Genomic DNA, 16,393 nt, shown 5'->3' with positions numbered 1-16,393 from the left:
TATTTTTATAAATGTTATTGTAAATCATTGAGTTAATTTGTTCATTTTTTTAGTCACATCTCAGTTTTCTGGAACCATTTGGATGTGAATGCTGGATTGTTACCTCGCGATGAAAAAACGAATGCGGCGTTTTATAAATCTTTTTGTTAAAAAATTAATTTCATTGAATCTAAAATCGTGCCAGTTAATCGTTTATTTATATGTCAGGATTATATTACGTGTTTGATTAATAATAATTAATTCACTTTCCATATTTTTTTTCAGTAAAAAATAACCTTTTTTAGTTATTATTGATATGCTGACTGGACTTTATTTCTTATGTATTACTTTCTTTTGGTAAGGGATGCGATAATGAAAAAAGGTTCAGGGTTCTATAATCTGGAAGGTATAGTTTCAGAGGAGAGTATAAATAAGTATTTATTCTCCGTAAGGGGCGAGGGTAAGTTAGGGGTGCTTGATGTTGAAACAATTGAAGGTTATGAAAACTTAAGTAAACCATACAGTTATAAAATTACATTCACATCAAAACTAAAAAGCATCCCTCCTGATTCACTTCTAAATATTGAAGGCTCGCTGAAAATCAGGGCACCTAATCATAACTGGAATAAATATATTCAGGGTTCTGAAATGTGGCTATATGAACGACAAATTGAAGGCGTCATTACGTCATTTTCGCTTATTAGCACATCAGCGGATGAATCACTGTACGAAATCAGGCTGGAGCATAAGCTTGCATTACTCTCTCGACGCAAGCGATCGGCTATTTACCTGAACATAAATGTGCCGAATTTGGTCACGCAGCTCCTCAAAGAACATGCTTTTGCCGATTATGAAATCGACTTTGATAATCTTGTTTGTATGTATCCTAACCGGGAAATGATCGTCCAGTGGGAGGAATCAGATTTAGCGTTTATCAGCCGCATCCTGTCAGAAGTTGGGATCTGGTTCAGAATTGAAAATCATCATGCCGTTCCGCACATTATGGTGCTTATCTTCAGTGATTCACAAAGCCGGTACATCTTCGATCAAAAGATTATGCATGCATCTCATGCGGGTCTGACAGCAAATGATTACGCGATCGATAAGCTGGTATCAAAGCACAACGTTGTTTCCGCAGCCGTTAAAGCAAAGAACTTTGACTACCGGCTTGCCAATTCGCTAGTACTCAATGCTGATGCCGAGGAAGCTGAACAGACGTCGACGACGTATGGAATGGATTATCGTTATGCGGATATTCATCACCAGCCGGGATCGAAATTTGCGGAGGAACAACCGGGCGAATCAAGCTGGTTCTACGCCAAACTGCATCACGAAATTATTCTTAATAATCAGTCCGTTTTAAGCGGCGTGACCACCAGTCCGTCGATCGTGCCTGGTATGGTGCTTAACATCGACGGTACCATTCCGCAGGCGTTCACTTCGGGCTTTGTGGTAACGGCAATGCGAGTGACGGGCAGGCGTGATGCAGCCCTGCAATCCCAACTGTTCGGTATTCCTTACAATGAGCGCGTTTGCTTTCGACCGCAGCCGCTACCCCGGCCACGTATCGCCGGTACTGTTCCCGCAATCGTTTCATCACCAATAGACAATGACCAATATGCCCACATCGATCTGCAGGGGCGCTATTGGGTGAAGTTTGATTTTGACCTCGACCAGCATAGGCAAGGCTATGAAAGTATGCCCGTTCGTCTGGCGCGAGTTTATGCCGGCAATACTTATGGTCATCACTTTCCACTCATTCAGGGTGCGGAGGTCGCCATTGCGTTTGAAGGTGGCGATCCGGAAAGACCTTTCATTGCTCATGCCCTGCATCATGCACCAAAGCCGGACCCCGTCACCAGCCGCAACAATACCCGCAACGTCATCCGCACTGCGGGTCTCAATAAGCTGCGGATGGAAGACCGGCGCGGGCAGGAACACGTCAAGCTGAGTACCGAGTACGCTAAAACGCAGCTGAACATGGGACATCTTGTTGATGCAGGTGGTAAGCCGCGCGGTGAAGGCGCAGAACTGCGCACCGATGATCGGGCAGTTTTGAGGGCCGCAAAGGGAATATTGCTGACGACAGAGGCGCAGCCAAAAGCCCAGGGTCAGCAGCTCGACATGAACGCAGTCGTTCAACAGCTACAGGCTGCCCTTGTGCTGGCAACTTCTCTTCAGCAAAGCGCCCTGACGGCGCAAGCGTTAAACGTTGAAATGGAGCAACAGCAGCAGCTTAACGCCGCGCTTCAACAGCTCACCCGCTCGGGGCTGGTGGCCTATGCCGATAAAGGTATGGCTCTGCTCACACCGGAAACCATGGCGCTGTCGGCAAACAAAGATCTGTCGCTGAACGCGGCCAACAACGGCAGTTTTAACGTTTTTAAGAAACTCTCCATGGCAGTCGGGCAGGGGTTATCGCTTTTCAGCAGAGCGATCGGGATCAAAATTATCGCCGCAAAAGATGATATTTCCGTCCAGGCGCAGCGCGGCGAAATGGGCCTGCTTTCGGATAAGCATTTTCATATTCAAAGTATGAACGGCAATGTGACCATCAGCGCCAAAAAGAATATTCAGTTGCTGTGTGGAGGGGGCGGTATTCGAATAAATGAAGATGGCTCAGTAAAAATATTCTCTCCCGCAAAAGTGCAGCTCAAAGGCACCACCCTTGACTGGAGCGGGCCGGAATCCGTTAAAGATAAATCCCCCGTTTTTCAGGAAGACCAGTTTCACCGCCGCATTAAATTACATGGTTATGGAAATACGGACGATGTTCTGAAAAAAACAAAATTCAGACTGACTAAGGCCTCCGGTGAAATCATTGAAGGTGTTACCGACGATGAAGGCATGACGCCGTTACTGGATATGACGGAAATGGATGAAATGAAAATGGAGATTTTGCCAAATGAGTAACAGTCCCTTTAATCCGCGAGTGGTGGCGACAGGTGTACAAGGCGTGCCTAAATCCACCGGCGGAAAAATGGCCGTCTGCGAAGTGGCGGTTAAAAACCCTATGCCCTGCATTGTGATCCTTGTTCATGGCGTCAACGATGTTGGCGAGGCATATCAAAATCAGGAGCAGGGGATCATTGCCGGCCTGAATGAACGTATGGGCCGCACGGATATGTATCCGCATGAATGGCATCAGTACAAAATGGATATGGGGGATGGCGAGCAGCAGCAGGTGAAAATGCCCGGGCGCAGCCCGGTGATCCCATTTTACTGGGGATATAAACCTGTTGACCATACAACGTATATTGACGATCAGCGGCGTTATCGTGATGAGCTGGCTAAATCAGGAGACGCCGCAAAACTGCCTTACAACGCCTATCAGGAAGATGACAACACAAAGCTGGAAAAGCTGGGGCATATTCCCCAAACCACCATGAAATTTCAGAATGATAATTTCGGCAACGTGCTGGACGATGTGTACGCCAAAGGCGGGGGGACCTTTGCCAATGCGACAACCACTATTCCGGATATGTTAGGCCCTGGCTCCGGCGGCCTGGCGAATGGTGCGGCAGGATTTGCTTCATTTCATCTGAATGGCGGGGATTTTACGCACCCTATTTATGATAACCCGCACCGTATTTATCAGTTTTTTGCCGCGCAGCGGCTGGCCGATTTAATCCTGATGATTCGAAGAGAGCCGGCAACAAAACGGGACCCAATTAATATTGTTGCACATTCACAGGGGACTATTATCACTATGCTCGCGAATATGCTGGTCATGCAGGCTAATGAGAAACCCGCTGACTGCGTGATACTTAACCATTCCCCCTACGCACTGGAAAAAACGGCTGCTGAAGGGATGACGCCCGGACATCATCAAACGGATCGCGCCCGACAGCAGACGTTTAAAAATTTCTGTCAGTTGATGGCGACAAACGCCAGATATGGCAAGGGGGAATATCATACGCAGGCCGAGATTGATGAATTAGAAGGCGCAATTTGTCTGAGTAAAACCAATTCTCAATGGCGCAAGAATAAACTTTATACCCGTAATAACTTTGGCAAGGTATATAACTATTTTTGCCCTAATGACAGTGTGGTTTCATTACTTAACGTCCAGGGTTTGGGCTGGCGGGGAGTTCCCCATGACATTGCCAGCGACATAGACAATCTGCGCCAGCGGGTTTTCTGCGAAAATGGCCCGGAAATAGGCGGCAGTCCACTGAGCGTGCCTTTTGAAATGCCGGCGTTAAAAAAGGATTGTTTTGATCAGGATACGCTGGCAACCAGACAATATACGTTTGCGGATGTGGTTGTGAATGGTGAGCAGCTCCCCGTCACCTTCAGACATCAGTTACAGGGCGCAGGAAGTCAGTATAAATATTCGATAGTACCGGGTTCACCCGATCAGGACATCTCATTTTCGGCAAAAGCCACGGTTATTGCGCGCACTGAGACAGATTTCAGAAATCTCAGCGGCGCAGGTTTCGATTATTTACAGCCGGGCCAGGAATTAACGCCTGCAGAACTCGCGATGTTCGCCAAAAAATATTCTAAGCCTTATACCAAAGGCGTTGTCCTGGGCGGGGGATACAATAAGACCGTTCAGCTTATTTATGAGAAAACGCCGGATGAACTGCAAAAAGAATGGCTGCAATCAAAGCAGGTTGGTTACAGCCAGCATTCCTCTATTGTTATGTCGAAAGATGCCCCCGCGAAAGCGATGCCTTTCGATCTGGCGGTGGGAATATGCAGGGCATTTGATCACCGCTGCGGAGAATTCTGGACCGAGCTACTCCTGCGCGGAGACTGGCGTATGAAGCGTAATGGTTTCAAGGATACAGTTAATTATTATAACTCGGGGGTATTGAATAAAGCAGATACAAAAGAACATATGAATAGACCGGATGATATTTTACCGACAGGAGAGTTTGGTGTGGTTAACGAATATTGTCATTCAACAACGGTTCAACCTGCCAGACACAATGAAATATACAATGCCGAGACGCCCAATCTGCAATGGGATATGCCTAAGCCGCTTAACGTTTAAGGATAAATTATGAAACTGGGAAATACGGTAGGAATAATAATCGGCGCAGTTTCACTATGCGCTATCACTGCCTGTACAAAAAAAACACCATCACAGGTAATTTACCGGTTTGATGATAATCGCTACCTGGAGTTGATTGGTTATGATTGTGAAGGATATATTATTTACCATGACATAAAAAGAAACATCCACAAATCAATTTATGGCAATCCAATCTATAGAGTTTTCTCGGGTGAGTTTATTCATCCCTCAGAACAGTATGTTTTGGTGCCTGAATGGGAACCCGGTGCATATACAATATCTAAAGACTATGGACAAACGTGGCAGGTCGCAACGTATATGTCCCCATCTCAGGGGCAAGAGAAAAATTCTGATGGGAATATGGTCGACAGACCTGAAGGAAAAGAAATAAAAAGAGTGGTGGTGGTTAATAATCAGGCATTTATTACCACCTCGAAAAATCATTTGTATATGAGTTCATACCCATTTGACGACCCGCGTTTAAAGCCGGGTGGTCCGGGTATAGATTATAAATACTTTGATGATACGTATTATCTCTACAGACCAGGCAAGCATAAATCCAGTGGCGAGTATGTGGACGGTCATACCAGTCCTGAGTTTCCAGGAGCTGCCTGGGGAACGGTGGTATTTATGAAAGCATCCTTAGCCCATTTAACGGAGGGTTATAAGGCTAACTATCAAAATCTGCCGGACAAAGAACCAGAAGTGGTGGGCTATAAGGGCTGGACCCGAATGCACTGCGATATGAATGCGGGAAAATAATATGAAAGGTGTCATCAGACTAAATGACCCGCTGGAAAACGGTGGGTATGTGAACAAAGCTTCTGGTAGCAAGTTTATGGGAATTCCTGTCGCTTTAATGGGGGATACTGTTGTTTGTATTGCGCATAAAGGGACCTTTCCCATACTTGATTTTGAACCAACCTGGACAATGGACGGTAGAGGTGTTGTTGTGGATGGGTGTAGGGCTGCATGCGGTTGTGCAATAAAAACCACACTGCCAACAGCGGGGACAAGCAAATGAATAAATGGAAGAGACCAAACAAGAATCCGTATCAGGATGTAGGAAAATTTCCGCTGATTACTATGCTGGTCATTAGCTTTGGTATATTTTTAGTTTTTACAACATACAGTATATTAAATTGGCAGCAGGGAGAAAAAGTTACTGGTGAATTGATATCGATTACATTATCAACCCCGTTGATACTAGTATTAGTGATCTGGTGCGCTGTAGGGATGGCTTACTGTTTTATAGCTTATCCATTTTGTTATGCGGATTTCCTTGAAAAATATGGTATGAATCGATGGCAAAATTGGGCCAGACAGGCGTTACCTCTTTTAGATTACTCATCAATTCTTCCAGTATCAGAGCTGGCGCTAAAGATGCAAAAACTAGAGGGTGAGGCACCTACAGGCGCCGCAACGCCGTTAAGAATTGCTATTGAAGTTGATTCTATGGATGACATCAGAGTTGATAAAGTACTAAGGCAGTTGATCGAGCCACTCAAAAACTCTCTTGTTAGACAATATTCTCCCTTTAAGACCTGGCTATATGTTAAGGGAGCAGATGACTCTATAGGTAATAGCTTCAAAACGGTGCTTGAAAGCTTGAGCGTCCCCAAAGATAAAATTGGGGAAATAAAAATCCTCCATGAATGCCCTGATTATTATTTAATCAACGACTGGATTGGTTTTAATATGTTTGAAAATAATCTAATTGTTACAGTTGAATTGCACAGCGAAAATGACTCTGATTTTTTTGAAAGTGCAAACGCATTTGTTTTCACCGATGACAGGTTCCTTGAAAGTAAAGATACACCATTATATTTATTACGCATGATGGACAGTACACCGTATTATCTCGATGAAATAGTGAATACATATCTCTCCGCTCAGCAAGTGGTAATTGATAAAATTAAAAGGTTATGGTTCAACTCGCTGGATAAACAGTCAAAATTCGTAATATCTGGTGCAATAGAAAATGCAAAAACGGGCATTCTCCCTGATAGCATATATGATCTGGAAACCGTCACCGGGAAAGGCTCTGAGGTTCAGCGCTGGGTCGTATTAGCGTTGGCTGCGGATGCTGCAAAATACGGGCAAGGACACCAATTATTCGCCAGTAAATCTGCAGATACTATTCAATCCGGGATAATCGCGGCTAAATATCCAGGGCGTAAACCTGCTCCTGACATAGCAGACTTCTCGAATTATTGGAAAATTATATCCGCATGCTCAATTATTTTATGGTGTACTGGGTATCTCTGTTTAGTGTCAGAGGAAACCTTCAACATTCATCCCTGGTATTCTATTGTTCCTTTTGTGGTTGGTATATTGGTTATTTTTATAGCGGTATTGTTTTTTTCTATATTCGTGAGTGATAAAATTGAGCAGGAAATGGGTATTTACTATGTTCCATTTTTATGAGGAAAGCGCCCTGACGGGCGCTTATTCTTCAATTTCTTATACTGTCTTTACCGTGGGGAGAGGTATCAGGCGGCCCAGCACTTATTTCACCGTCCAACCCTTATAACTGCCGACGTTGTTTTTATCGATCATCGTCACTGGGATCAGCACGGGTTCTTTCGGGGCGGGTTTCCCCTGTAATATGTCATAACCGATTTCGACCGCTTTGGCAGCCATCACCTGCGGATCTTGTGCTGGCGTCGCCACAAATAGTGAGTTTTCGCGCTTCAGTGCTTCTTCACCATCTGGGCTGCCATCTACGCCGACAATAAAGAATTCGCTACGCTGCGCCTGTTTTGCCGCCAGATCGGCACCGATCGCCGTGGGATCGTTAATGGCGAATACGCCGTCGATCTTCGGATTCGCCGCCAGCAACGCGGTCATGATCTCCAGCCCGCCTTCGCGACTGCCTTTGGCATTTTGGTTATATGACAGCACCTTGATGTCAGGGTGGCGTTTAAACTCGGTCTGGCAGCCTTCCACGCGGTTCTGGACGGCAGATACCGGTGGCCCGTTGATGATGACGACGTTGCCTTTGCCTTTCAGACGGTCGGTAATGTATTTACAGGCCATTTCGCCTGCCTGAGTGTTATCGGAAGTAATGGTCGCGTCTGCGCCTTCCGCCGCTACGTCAACGGCAACCACCACGATCCCGGCGTCTTTCGCGCGTTTAACCGCCGGGCCGATGCCTTTGGAGTCGGCGGCGTTAAGGATAATCATGTCGACTTTGGCGGCAATAAAGTTGTCGATTTGCGACACCTGTTGCCCCAGATCGTAGCCGCTGGAAACCAACGTCACTTTGACGTTATCACCGGCCAGTTTGCGCGCTTCCAGCTCCGCGCCTTTGGTTATTTGCACGAAGAACGGGTTCGCCAGGTCGCCCACCGTAACGCCGATCGATTTCAGTTCTTTTGCCTGCACAAACGGAGCGCTAGCAAGCAGTGCGCCAGCACAGAGCGCGGTCACTAAGGGCTTCAATCTCATGCTGTATTCCTCGAAGTAAGATGTTGTTGTTATGCACTTTGATGGTGTCGGGTACGGTATTTGTCGATCAGCACCGCTATGATGATCACCGCCCCTTTGATCACCAATTGCCAGAAATAGGAGACGCCCATCAGCGTCATGCCATTATTGAGCGTGGCGATAATCAGCGCCCCCACCAGCGTGCCAGTGATGGTGCCGATCCCGCCAACAAAGCTGGTGCCGCCGAGGATCACCGCTGCGATGGCGTCCAGTTCGTAACCCATGCCTAAGTTGCCGTTGGCGCTGTATAACCGCGAGGCGCTCATCACCCCGCCAAGACCCGAGAGCAAACCACTCATGCCGTAGACGAACAGCAGCACCAGCCACACTTTGATACCGGTTAAGCGCGCGGCCTGCATATTGCCGCCAACCGCATAGATATGAACGCCGAGCGTGGTGCGCCTAAGCATGAACCAGCACACCACCACCACCGCCAGCGCAATGACCACCAGCCACGGAATCGGACCGAGATAGTTGTTGCCGATCCACTCAAAGCTGATGTTGGAGTTAATCACCGTGGTGCCATCGGCCAACAGATAGGCCGCGCCGCGCAGCGCGGTATAGGTTCCAAGCGTGACGATAAACGGCGGCAGCCCGGCAAAAGCGACCAGCGCCCCGTTAAACAACCCCAGTACCATGCCGAGCATTAGCGCCGCCGGAATAGATAGCATGGCAAACTCAGGAATAAGAGAAACGACCATGGCCGCAACGGCAGTGGTGCCGAGAATGGAGCCAACCGAAAGATCGATACCGCCGGTTAAAATAATGAAGGTCATGCCAGCGGCCAGCACGATGTTGATCGACGCCTGGCGGGTAATATTCAGCAGGTTGCTCTCAGTAAAAAAGTTTGGCGCGATAAAGCCAAACACCGCCACTATCAGGATGAGAATCGGTAAGATACCGACCGTTTGCATCAGATCGCTCATCAGCATTTTTTTTGCGGAGGCGGATTTCGCCACCTGCTGGGGAGTGGTTGGATTATTCATGGGGCACCGCCTGATGATGGGAGTCGTTCACGCCGGTTGCCAGCGTCATAATGTTTTCCTGGGTAATGCTTTTCCCGTCCAGCTCGCCGGCAATGCTGCCTTCGCGCATGACGTACACGCGATCGCTCATCCCGACCACTTCCGGCAGTTCGCTGGAGATCATCAGGATCGCCACGCCTTTGCGCGCCATATCGTTCATGATCCGGTAGATCTCGCTTTTGGCGCCGACGTCCACGCCGCGCGTGGGTTCATCGAGGATCAAAATGCGTGGGCCGATCGCCACCCAGCGCGAAATCAGCAGCTTTTGCTGGTTGCCGCCGGACAAGCCGCCTGCGCGGACCTGTGCATGCGGCACGCGGATGTTGAGCAATTTGATGGCGTCATCGGAAATCGCCTGCGCCTTTTTGCGATCGAGCATGCCCCAGTTGGCGTCACGTTCCAGCGTTGCCATGGTGATGTTTTCTGCCGCTGCCAGCTCTAAAAATAATCCCTGCTCTTTGCGGTTTTCCGTCAGAAAGCCAATGCCGTGGTCAATTGCTTCGCGCGGGGAGTGGATCACCACCGGTTCACCGTCCACTTCAATCATGCCGCCGATAGCTTTACGCACGCCAAAAATCAGCTGCGCCAGTTCAGAACGCCCGGCGCCGACTAAGCCCGCAAGGCCGACAATCTCACCGGAGCGCACCAGTAAGCTGCACGGCTGGACTTTATTGCCGTCGGTCAGGTGGTGGACGTTAAGGCGCGCTTTACCCAAAGGAATATCGCGCTCTTTGTTGAACAGATCGCTTAACGGACGGCCCACCATCATGCGCACCAGCTCCGGGGCGTTGAGCTTGTCGCGGGTCAGGCTGCCGACGTATTGCCCGTCGCGCAGGACGCTGACGCGATCGGAGAGTTCGTACACTTCCGCCATGCGGTGGCTGATGTAGATAATCGCCATCCCCTCATCGCGCAGGCGCATGATCAGTTCAAACAGGCGGTGGGTTTCACGTGAGGAGAGGGCGGCGGTGGGTTCATCCATCACCAGAATGCGGCTGTTACGGTGCAGGGCGCGGGCGATTTCTACCTGCTGCTGTTCGGCGATGGTCAGCGTCATTACCCGGTCGCTGGCCTTAAACTGGGCGCCGAGTCGGTCGATAACCTTCTGTGACTGCATGACCATCTCTTTACGCTGGACCAGACCGCCGCGCGACAGCTCGCTGCCAAGAAAGATATTTTCTGCCACCGTCAGGTTCGGCGCGAGCTGCATCTCCTGATAAATCAGCGTGATGCCTGCGCTGAGTGCATCTTTGGGACCGCGAATGTGAAACGGCTGACCGTCAATCAGGATTTCACCGCTGGTGGCGGTATAGGCGCCCGCGAGGATCTTCATCAGGGTGCTTTTCCCCGCACCGTTCTCGCCCATCAGGGCATGAATCTCGCCCGGCCAGACCGTTAAATCGACCCCTTTCAGCGCATAAAATTTGCCAAACGCTTTGGCAATGTTGCGCATCTCCAGAACCGGTGTCCTGCTCATGGCGGATCTCCTGTGGGGTGGCCGATATCAGCAGTCCATCACAGGAATGTAAATGCAAAATGTCAGAAGCCGTTCATATTTGTCATATTGCGATTTTTCTTCACGGAGCGTGATATGCCGCAACCGGGACGTCACTTTTTCGCCAGTGCGCGTGGACGATTACTGTTCTTTAATCTGCTGGTGGTGGCGGTCACGCTGATGGTGAGCGGTGTGGCGGTGCTGGGATTTCAGCATGCCAGCCAGATCCAGGAGCAGGTGCAGCAGCAAACCGTTGACGACATGACCGGCAGCATGAATCTGGCGCGTGATACGGCGAACGTAGCGACGGCGGCGGTGCGGTTGTCGCAGATAGTCGGGGCGCTGGAATACAAAGGCGAAGCGGAGCGGCTGCAGGAGACGCAGCGGGCGCTGAAGCAGTCGCTTGAACAACTGGCTACCGCGCCGCTGGCGCAGCAGGAGCCGGTGCTGGTCGAGCGAATTATCCAGCGCAGCCAGGAGCTACAAAGCAGCGTGGAAGGTATGTTGCAGCGCGGTCAGCGGCGGCACCTGGAACGTAACGCGCTGCTCAGTTCGCTGTATCAGAATCAAAGTTATTTGCGTCACCTGCAAAAGCTGACCGGCGCGCAGGATGACGTGCTGCTGGGACAAATAGACCGCTTAATTGTGGCTGCCATTGAAACCCCCACGCCGCGTTCGGTGATCAAACAACTGGACGAGGTGATGCCCGCGCTGCCTCTGCAAACCAGCAACCTCCTGATTAGCAACATCCTCAACGATTTCAACCAGGAGTTGCATAAGCTGGAGCCGCTTTCGTCGGCACTGGAACAAAGCGATCTGGCGATCAGCTGGTATATGTTCCACATCAAAGCGTTGGTGGCGATCCTCAACAGCGATATCAACCAGTATGCCTCGCAGGTGGCGCTGATCTCCGAGCAGCGGGTGGCGCAAAGTCATCGGGAACTGCAATCCGGCGCGTTGTTTATTTTAGTGTTTGCGCTGCTGGCGGTGGTGATCACCGGTTTTGCCGGGTGGTATATCTACCGTAATCTCGGTTCTAACCTGACAGCCATTTCGCGGGCGATGACCCGGCTGGCGCATGGGGAATCAGACGTCAGCGTCCCGGCCCTGCAACGGCGCGATGAGCTGGGCGAGCTGGCGCGTGCCTTTAGCGTCTTTGCCCGCAATACGGCGTCGCTCGAACACACCACCCGGCTGCTGAAAGAAAAAACCAGCCAGATGGAAATCGATCGCACCGAGCGTCAGGGACTGGAAGAAGCGCTGTTGCACAGCCAAAAGCTGAAGGCGGTGGGGCAACTGACGGGTGGATTAGCCCATGATTTTAATAACCTGCTGGCGGTGATTATTGGCAGTCTGGATCTGGTGGATCCGGATTCGCCCGACGCGCCACGGGTCAATCGGGCGCTGAAAGCCGCCGAGCGCGGGGCGCTGCTGACCCAGCGGCTGCTGGCTTTTTCGCGCAAACAGTCTTTGCATCCGCACGCGGTAGAGCTGAAAACGCTGCTGGAGAATCTGGGAGAGTTGATGCGTCATTCGCTACCCGCCACGCTGACGCTGGAAATTGAAGCCCAGTCTCCGGCCTGGCCCGCGTGGATTGACGTCAGCCAACTGGAAAACGCCATTATCAATCTGGTGATGAACGCCCGTGACGCCATGGACGGGCAGACGGGGACGATAAAAATCCGCACCTGGAATCAACGGGTTACGCGCAGCGATGGGCGTAAGCAGGACATGGTGATGCTGGAGGTAGCCGACCAGGGAAGTGGGATGTCGCAGGAAGTGAAAGCGCAGGTCTTCGAGCCATTTTTCACCACCAAACAGACCGGCAGCGGCAGCGGTCTGGGATTATCGATGGTGTACGGCTTTGTGCGCCAGTCCGGTGGTCGGGTGGAGATTGAAAGCGCCCCCGGGCAGGGAACCACGGTCCGGTTACAGCTTCCCCGCGCCGTTGTGCCGGTACAGATTCAGGCAGAACCGATAGCGGAACATGCGGCGAACAGCGGTGAAAAGCTGGTACTGGTGCTCGAAGATGAGGCCGACGTGCGCCAGACGTTGTGTGAACAGTTGCATCTGCTGGGCTATCTGACGCTGGAGGCCGCCAACGGCGAGCAGGCGCTGCATATGCTGGCGGCTTCCTCCGAGATTGATATTTTTATCAGCGACTTAATGCTGCCTGGAGGGTTAAGTGGGGTGGATGTCGTCAACCATGCGCTGAAGCACTACCCCCAGCTCACCATTCTGCTGATTAGCGGTCAGGATTTACGTCCGGCGCATAACCCGGCGCTGCCGGATGTGGCGCTATTGCGTAAACCGTTTACCCGAGGAGAACTGGCGCAGGCGCTGCGACTCGCACGTAATTGAGATTCCTCCGCTACCCGCGCAAATACGCTTTGATTACCGTGGGGTGTGTTTCTTGATGAGGCGGGTTTGATGCAACGCTCCCTGACATTCTTTCTTTTCAGTCTGCTAATGGTGACCACCGTTTCGGCGCAGGCCGATATTATCGATGAAGCCATCGGCAATATTCAGCAGGCGATTAACGACGCATACAAACCCGATAACGGGCGGGATTACGACGACGCCCGCGACAATGGCTGGGAACGCCAGATGAGTGACGATCGGCGCAGGCAGTATGATGACAGGCGACGCCAGTTTGAAGATCGACGTCGCCAACTGGATGACCGTCAGCGCCAGCTTGATCAAGAACGGCGTCAGTTAGAAGACGAAGAACGCAGAATGGAAGAAGATTACGATCGTTAACTGTAACTATCTAAATGTAAGAATATTTTATCCCCTGTAAGGGATTTAGCTGTCAGCTCAACATCTCGCCATTTTATGTCAATACATGCACTTGAGCACAGTGCATGTATGCATTATAATCTCTCTATGCTTATGGAAAAGGAGCCGGCAATGGAATGTCTAAATCATTAAATATCAGGAGCTTTCGGGATACATGGCTTGAAGATTTTTTTGAGCGGGCGACATCGCACAGAAAAATACCAGCGGATATTCATACTGCATTAGCCAGAAAGCTGGATATCATTAATGCGGCTGTTTCGCATCGGGATTTGCGCTCGCCACCCGGTAACAGATATGAAGAGTTAACCGGAAAATTACAGGAATATTCTTCAATCAGAGTAAACAAGCAGTTCCGATTAATATTTAAATGGGTTAACGGTAAGGCCGAAGATGTGTACTTAGATCCACACATCTACTAGAACTAGAGAAAATCTAAGGTAACGATATGAAACAGGCAACCAGAAAACCAACGACTGTGGGTGATATCCTGCAATATGAATACCTGGAGCCGCTCGAACTGAAAATTAACGATCTGGCTGAAATACTGCATGTTCATCGCAATACGGTGAGCGCACTGGTCAACAATAATCGCAAATTAACAACGGATATGGCGTTTCGTTTGGCCAAAGCGTTCGATACTTCCGTTGATTTCTGGCGTAACTTACAGGCGGCGGTTGACCTGTGGGAAGTTGAAAATGACATGCGGGCGCAAGAAGAACTGAACCGCATTGTTTCGGTTAAAGATTTTATCGCTCAGCGAAATAGCGAGTCTAAAAAAGTCGCCTGACTATCGTCTTGTCGGCCGGATAAGATGTTTTCATCGCATCCGGCAAATTTCCTTACTCCAGCATAATCTCCATTCCGTCATATCCTGCCTCAAACCCTGCGGGAAGCTGGTTTTCCATCATCCACAGGTCGAACTGATGGCTGATATGCGTCAGGATCACCCGTGGACAGCGGATAACGTCGTTCAACGCGATAACGGTATTTAAATCACAGTGATTGCGCGGTGGCTCGCTACGCGGGGCGTGGCTGCAGTCGATGATAATCACCTGCGGTTGGTTATTGTGAAGAAATTTCAGCGTTTTGTCGGGCAGTCCGGCGGTATCAGAGAGCCACGCCACGCGGCTGTGCGCGGTCTCCAGCAGATAGCCAAACGTCAGCTTAGAGTGGTTGAGCGGTAAAGGGGTCACCTGCAATCCCTGTAAATCGAACACCACAAACGGCGCGACGGTCTGGCTAAAATCAAGAATGCCGGGATGCTTAAACAGATCGTCGCAGCCCTGTTCATCCGGTGGGCCGTACACCGGGAGCGTTTTTCCCACCCCCCAGCGCAGCGGAAACAGTCCCTGCACGTGATCCATATGATAGTGGGTCAGCAGAAACTGCTGGAAGCTGCCCGCTGGCCAGTCGTCCATCAGATGCGGGATCCCCGCGTCCAGCAGCGTCACCGCGTCGTTGAATTTGACCACGCCACTGCAGGGGCGTCGGCGGTATTGCGCCTGTAAACGCGCCCGTTGGCAGGCCGCGCAGTCACAGCCAAATGCGGGAACCAGCTGCGCGCCGCCCGTTCCCGTCAGCGTAATGGTCAGACTCATGGCTCCCCCTACAACGGTTTGGTGAAGCGAAAATGGCTCATGGTATAGCCTTCGCGCTGGTAAAAACGGTGTGCGTCAAGGCGTTGGGTGCTGGTGGAAAGCTCGGTCATTTCCGCCCCCGCTTCGCGCGCAGTGGCTTCGGCCCAGGCCAGCAGCTGGCTGCCAACGCTTAGCCCTCGTGCCTGTGGCATCACTACCAGTTCCTGAATCTCACCAATCCAGTTAGCGTGGTGCAGATGAAACTGCAAATGCAGGCCGATCAATCCGATGACCTGTCCCTCGAGCAGCGCCAGCTGGTAGTGCATATTCGGATCCTGCAGATTTGCGGCGTAGCCAGCGCTAAAAGCCTGCAGGTCGAATTGACCCTGCTTCAACTCGCAGATGAGCGCGTAAACCGCATCGGTATCGTACAGCGTGGCGCGGCGTAATTCACAGACAGACATGTTTCTTCTCCTTGCGTCCCATCAGTGCGAGCAGTGTAGCGATAGACTGTTGCAAACTTCCATCGTTATTCAGGACGTGGCAGTCATACGGGGCGTAGCGGGCTGCGCGTTCAAGACGGGCGGCGATTTCCGTTTCGCTCTCCCGTCCACGAGCCAGCAGGCGCTGGCGTAAAATCTCCGGGGAAACCTGTAAGCAAATGGGGAGTAGAGAAGTGCCATAACGACTCTGCGCCTGCGGCAGATGGGCGCGTGAACCGTTGACCACCACATCAAACCCGGCGTGCAGCCAGAGGTCAATCTCCACGCCGACGCCATAGTACAAACCGTTGGCATGCCAGCTCAGTGCCAGCAGGTTCTGCCCGGCGCGGGTAAAAAACTCTGGTTCGCTCAGCGCAATATGATTTTCATTCCCGGCGTTGGCGGCGCGGGTGATGTAGCGATGCGCCACCAGCAGTTGCGCCGGTTCCTGCTGGCGCAATTCTGCCAGCAGACTGTCCTTACCGGAGCCGGACGGCCCCATCAGCCAGATCAGTTTACCCATA

General features: G+C 50.8%; 15 protein-coding genes. 9 read left to right on the top strand and 6 right to left on the bottom strand.

Translation table 11 applies throughout. The annotated features are described in order from the left end of the window. Positions 1-351 precede the first annotated feature (351 nt). The 5 genes from SK32_RS22300 to SK32_RS22280 are packed head-to-tail and all read left to right on the top strand — an operon-like array spanning position 352 to position 7,429. On the top strand, positions 352-2,892 hold the full coding sequence (locus tag SK32_RS22300; protein WP_048213901.1) for a type VI secretion system Vgr family protein: 2,541 nt from the start codon (positions 352-354) through the stop codon (positions 2,890-2,892). After that, positions 2,885-4,981, top strand: a complete 2,097-nt coding sequence (locus SK32_RS22295; protein WP_048213900.1) for a T6SS effector phospholipase Tle3 domain-containing protein — start codon at positions 2,885-2,887, stop codon at positions 4,979-4,981. The genes SK32_RS22300 and SK32_RS22295 overlap by 8 nt, the downstream gene beginning before the upstream one ends. 9 nt (positions 4,982-4,990) lie before the next feature. After that, positions 4,991-5,764, top strand: coding sequence for a T6SS immunity protein Tli3 family protein (locus tag SK32_RS22290; protein WP_048213899.1), 774 nt, complete (start codon positions 4,991-4,993; stop codon positions 5,762-5,764). Position 5,765: 1 nt separating this feature from the next. Continuing rightward, positions 5,766-6,026: a PAAR domain-containing protein gene (locus tag SK32_RS22285; RefSeq protein ID WP_048213898.1), complete on the top strand. Its 261-nt coding sequence runs from the start codon at positions 5,766-5,768 to the stop codon at positions 6,024-6,026. Continuing rightward, on the top strand, positions 6,023-7,429 hold the full coding sequence (locus SK32_RS22280; RefSeq protein ID WP_048213897.1) for a hypothetical protein: 1,407 nt from the start codon (positions 6,023-6,025) through the stop codon (positions 7,427-7,429). Before SK32_RS22285 ends, SK32_RS22280 begins: the two co-directional genes overlap by 4 nt. An 81-nt stretch (positions 7,430-7,510) precedes the next feature. Here SK32_RS22280 and SK32_RS22275 read toward each other — a convergent pair whose 3' ends face one another. The 3 genes from SK32_RS22275 to SK32_RS22265 are packed head-to-tail and all read right to left on the bottom strand — an operon-like array spanning position 7,511 to position 10,993. After that, positions 7,511-8,452 (bottom strand): ABC transporter substrate-binding protein, encoded by a 942-nt coding sequence (locus tag SK32_RS22275; RefSeq protein ID WP_048213896.1) that lies wholly within the window; start codon positions 8,450-8,452, stop codon positions 7,511-7,513. A 29-nt stretch (positions 8,453-8,481) separates the two neighbouring features. Further along, positions 8,482-9,477 (bottom strand): ABC transporter permease subunit, encoded by a 996-nt coding sequence (locus tag SK32_RS22270; protein ID WP_048213895.1) that lies wholly within the window; start codon positions 9,475-9,477, stop codon positions 8,482-8,484. Beyond that, complete coding sequence (locus SK32_RS22265) at positions 9,470-10,993, bottom strand: sugar ABC transporter ATP-binding protein (protein WP_048213894.1); 1,524 nt, start codon at positions 10,991-10,993, stop codon at positions 9,470-9,472. The genes SK32_RS22270 and SK32_RS22265 overlap by 8 nt, the downstream gene beginning before the upstream one ends. A gap of 114 nt (positions 10,994-11,107) precedes the next feature. Between SK32_RS22265 and SK32_RS22260 the strand changes: the two genes are divergently transcribed. The 4 genes from SK32_RS22260 to SK32_RS22245 all read left to right on the top strand — a co-directional run bounded on the left by SK32_RS22260 (position 11,108) and on the right by SK32_RS22245 (position 14,597). Beyond that, positions 11,108-13,372, top strand: coding sequence for a hybrid sensor histidine kinase/response regulator (locus SK32_RS22260; protein WP_048213893.1), 2,265 nt, complete (start codon positions 11,108-11,110; stop codon positions 13,370-13,372). A 69-nt stretch (positions 13,373-13,441) separates the two neighbouring features. Further along, positions 13,442-13,771 (top strand): DDRRRQL repeat protein YjdP, encoded by a 330-nt coding sequence (yjdP, locus tag SK32_RS22255; RefSeq protein WP_048213892.1) that lies wholly within the window; start codon positions 13,442-13,444, stop codon positions 13,769-13,771. Between the two features lie 155 nt (positions 13,772-13,926). Then, a complete protein-coding gene (locus tag SK32_RS22250; RefSeq protein ID WP_048213891.1) occupies positions 13,927-14,229 on the top strand; it encodes a type II toxin-antitoxin system RelE/ParE family toxin in 303 nt (100 codons plus the stop codon). A gap of 26 nt (positions 14,230-14,255) precedes the next feature. Further along, the gene (locus tag SK32_RS22245; protein ID WP_048213890.1) at positions 14,256-14,597 is read left to right on the top strand and encodes a HigA family addiction module antitoxin; all 342 of its coding nucleotides are present in this window, start codon (positions 14,256-14,258) and stop codon (positions 14,595-14,597) included. Positions 14,598-14,649: 52 nt separating this feature from the next. Here SK32_RS22245 and phnP read toward each other — a convergent pair whose 3' ends face one another. Genes phnP through phnN form a run of 3 tightly spaced genes read right to left on the bottom strand, consistent with a single transcriptional unit; the run spans position 14,650 to position 16,392 of the window. Beyond that, positions 14,650-15,408, bottom strand: coding sequence for a phosphonate metabolism protein PhnP (gene phnP / locus SK32_RS22240; RefSeq protein WP_048213889.1), 759 nt, complete (start codon positions 15,406-15,408; stop codon positions 14,650-14,652). A gap of 8 nt (positions 15,409-15,416) precedes the next feature. Further along, on the bottom strand, positions 15,417-15,851 hold the full coding sequence (gene phnO, locus SK32_RS22235; protein ID WP_048213888.1) for an aminoalkylphosphonate N-acetyltransferase: 435 nt from the start codon (positions 15,849-15,851) through the stop codon (positions 15,417-15,419). Beyond that, positions 15,838-16,392 carry a ribose 1,5-bisphosphokinase gene (phnN, locus tag SK32_RS22230; protein WP_048213887.1) on the bottom strand — a complete coding sequence of 185 codons (555 nt, stop codon included), beginning with the start codon at positions 16,390-16,392 and terminating at the stop codon, positions 15,838-15,840. The genes phnO and phnN overlap by 14 nt, the downstream gene beginning before the upstream one ends. Position 16,393 lies beyond the last annotated feature (1 nt).

This window comes from Citrobacter sp. MGH100 (assembly GCF_001034465.1).
GTDB classification, from domain to species: domain Bacteria; phylum Pseudomonadota; class Gammaproteobacteria; order Enterobacterales; family Enterobacteriaceae; genus Citrobacter; species Citrobacter youngae.
This window is presented reverse-complemented; position numbering and strand designations above follow the sequence as displayed.

What these genes read in the sequence shown, in the direction of transcription:
- SK32_RS22250 (WP_048213891.1), top strand. Translation starts at nt 13,927, where the DNA reads ATGTCTAAATCATTAAATATCAGGAGCTTTCGGGATACATGGCTTGAA.
- SK32_RS22275 (WP_048213896.1), bottom strand. Translation starts at nt 8,452, where the DNA reads ATGAGATTGAAGCCCTTAGTGACCGCGCTCTGTGCTGGCGCACTGCTT.
- SK32_RS22290 (WP_048213899.1), top strand. Translation starts at nt 4,991, where the DNA reads ATGAAACTGGGAAATACGGTAGGAATAATAATCGGCGCAGTTTCACTA.
- yjdP (WP_048213892.1), top strand. Translation starts at nt 13,442, where the DNA reads ATGCAACGCTCCCTGACATTCTTTCTTTTCAGTCTGCTAATGGTGACC.
- SK32_RS22300 (WP_048213901.1), top strand. Translation starts at nt 352, where the DNA reads ATGAAAAAAGGTTCAGGGTTCTATAATCTGGAAGGTATAGTTTCAGAG.
- SK32_RS22270 (WP_048213895.1), bottom strand. Translation starts at nt 9,477, where the DNA reads ATGAATAATCCAACCACTCCCCAGCAGGTGGCGAAATCCGCCTCCGCA.
- phnN (WP_048213887.1), bottom strand. Translation starts at nt 16,392, where the DNA reads ATGGGTAAACTGATCTGGCTGATGGGGCCGTCCGGCTCCGGTAAGGAC.
- SK32_RS22280 (WP_048213897.1), top strand. Translation starts at nt 6,023, where the DNA reads ATGAATAAATGGAAGAGACCAAACAAGAATCCGTATCAGGATGTAGGA.
- SK32_RS22245 (WP_048213890.1), top strand. Translation starts at nt 14,256, where the DNA reads ATGAAACAGGCAACCAGAAAACCAACGACTGTGGGTGATATCCTGCAA.
- SK32_RS22295 (WP_048213900.1), top strand. Translation starts at nt 2,885, where the DNA reads ATGAGTAACAGTCCCTTTAATCCGCGAGTGGTGGCGACAGGTGTACAA.
- SK32_RS22285 (WP_048213898.1), top strand. Translation starts at nt 5,766, where the DNA reads ATGAAAGGTGTCATCAGACTAAATGACCCGCTGGAAAACGGTGGGTAT.
- SK32_RS22260 (WP_048213893.1), top strand. Translation starts at nt 11,108, where the DNA reads ATGCCGCAACCGGGACGTCACTTTTTCGCCAGTGCGCGTGGACGATTA.
- phnO (WP_048213888.1), bottom strand. Translation starts at nt 15,851, where the DNA reads ATGTCTGTCTGTGAATTACGCCGCGCCACGCTGTACGATACCGATGCG.
- phnP (WP_048213889.1), bottom strand. Translation starts at nt 15,408, where the DNA reads ATGAGTCTGACCATTACGCTGACGGGAACGGGCGGCGCGCAGCTGGTT.
- SK32_RS22265 (WP_048213894.1), bottom strand. Translation starts at nt 10,993, where the DNA reads ATGAGCAGGACACCGGTTCTGGAGATGCGCAACATTGCCAAAGCGTTT.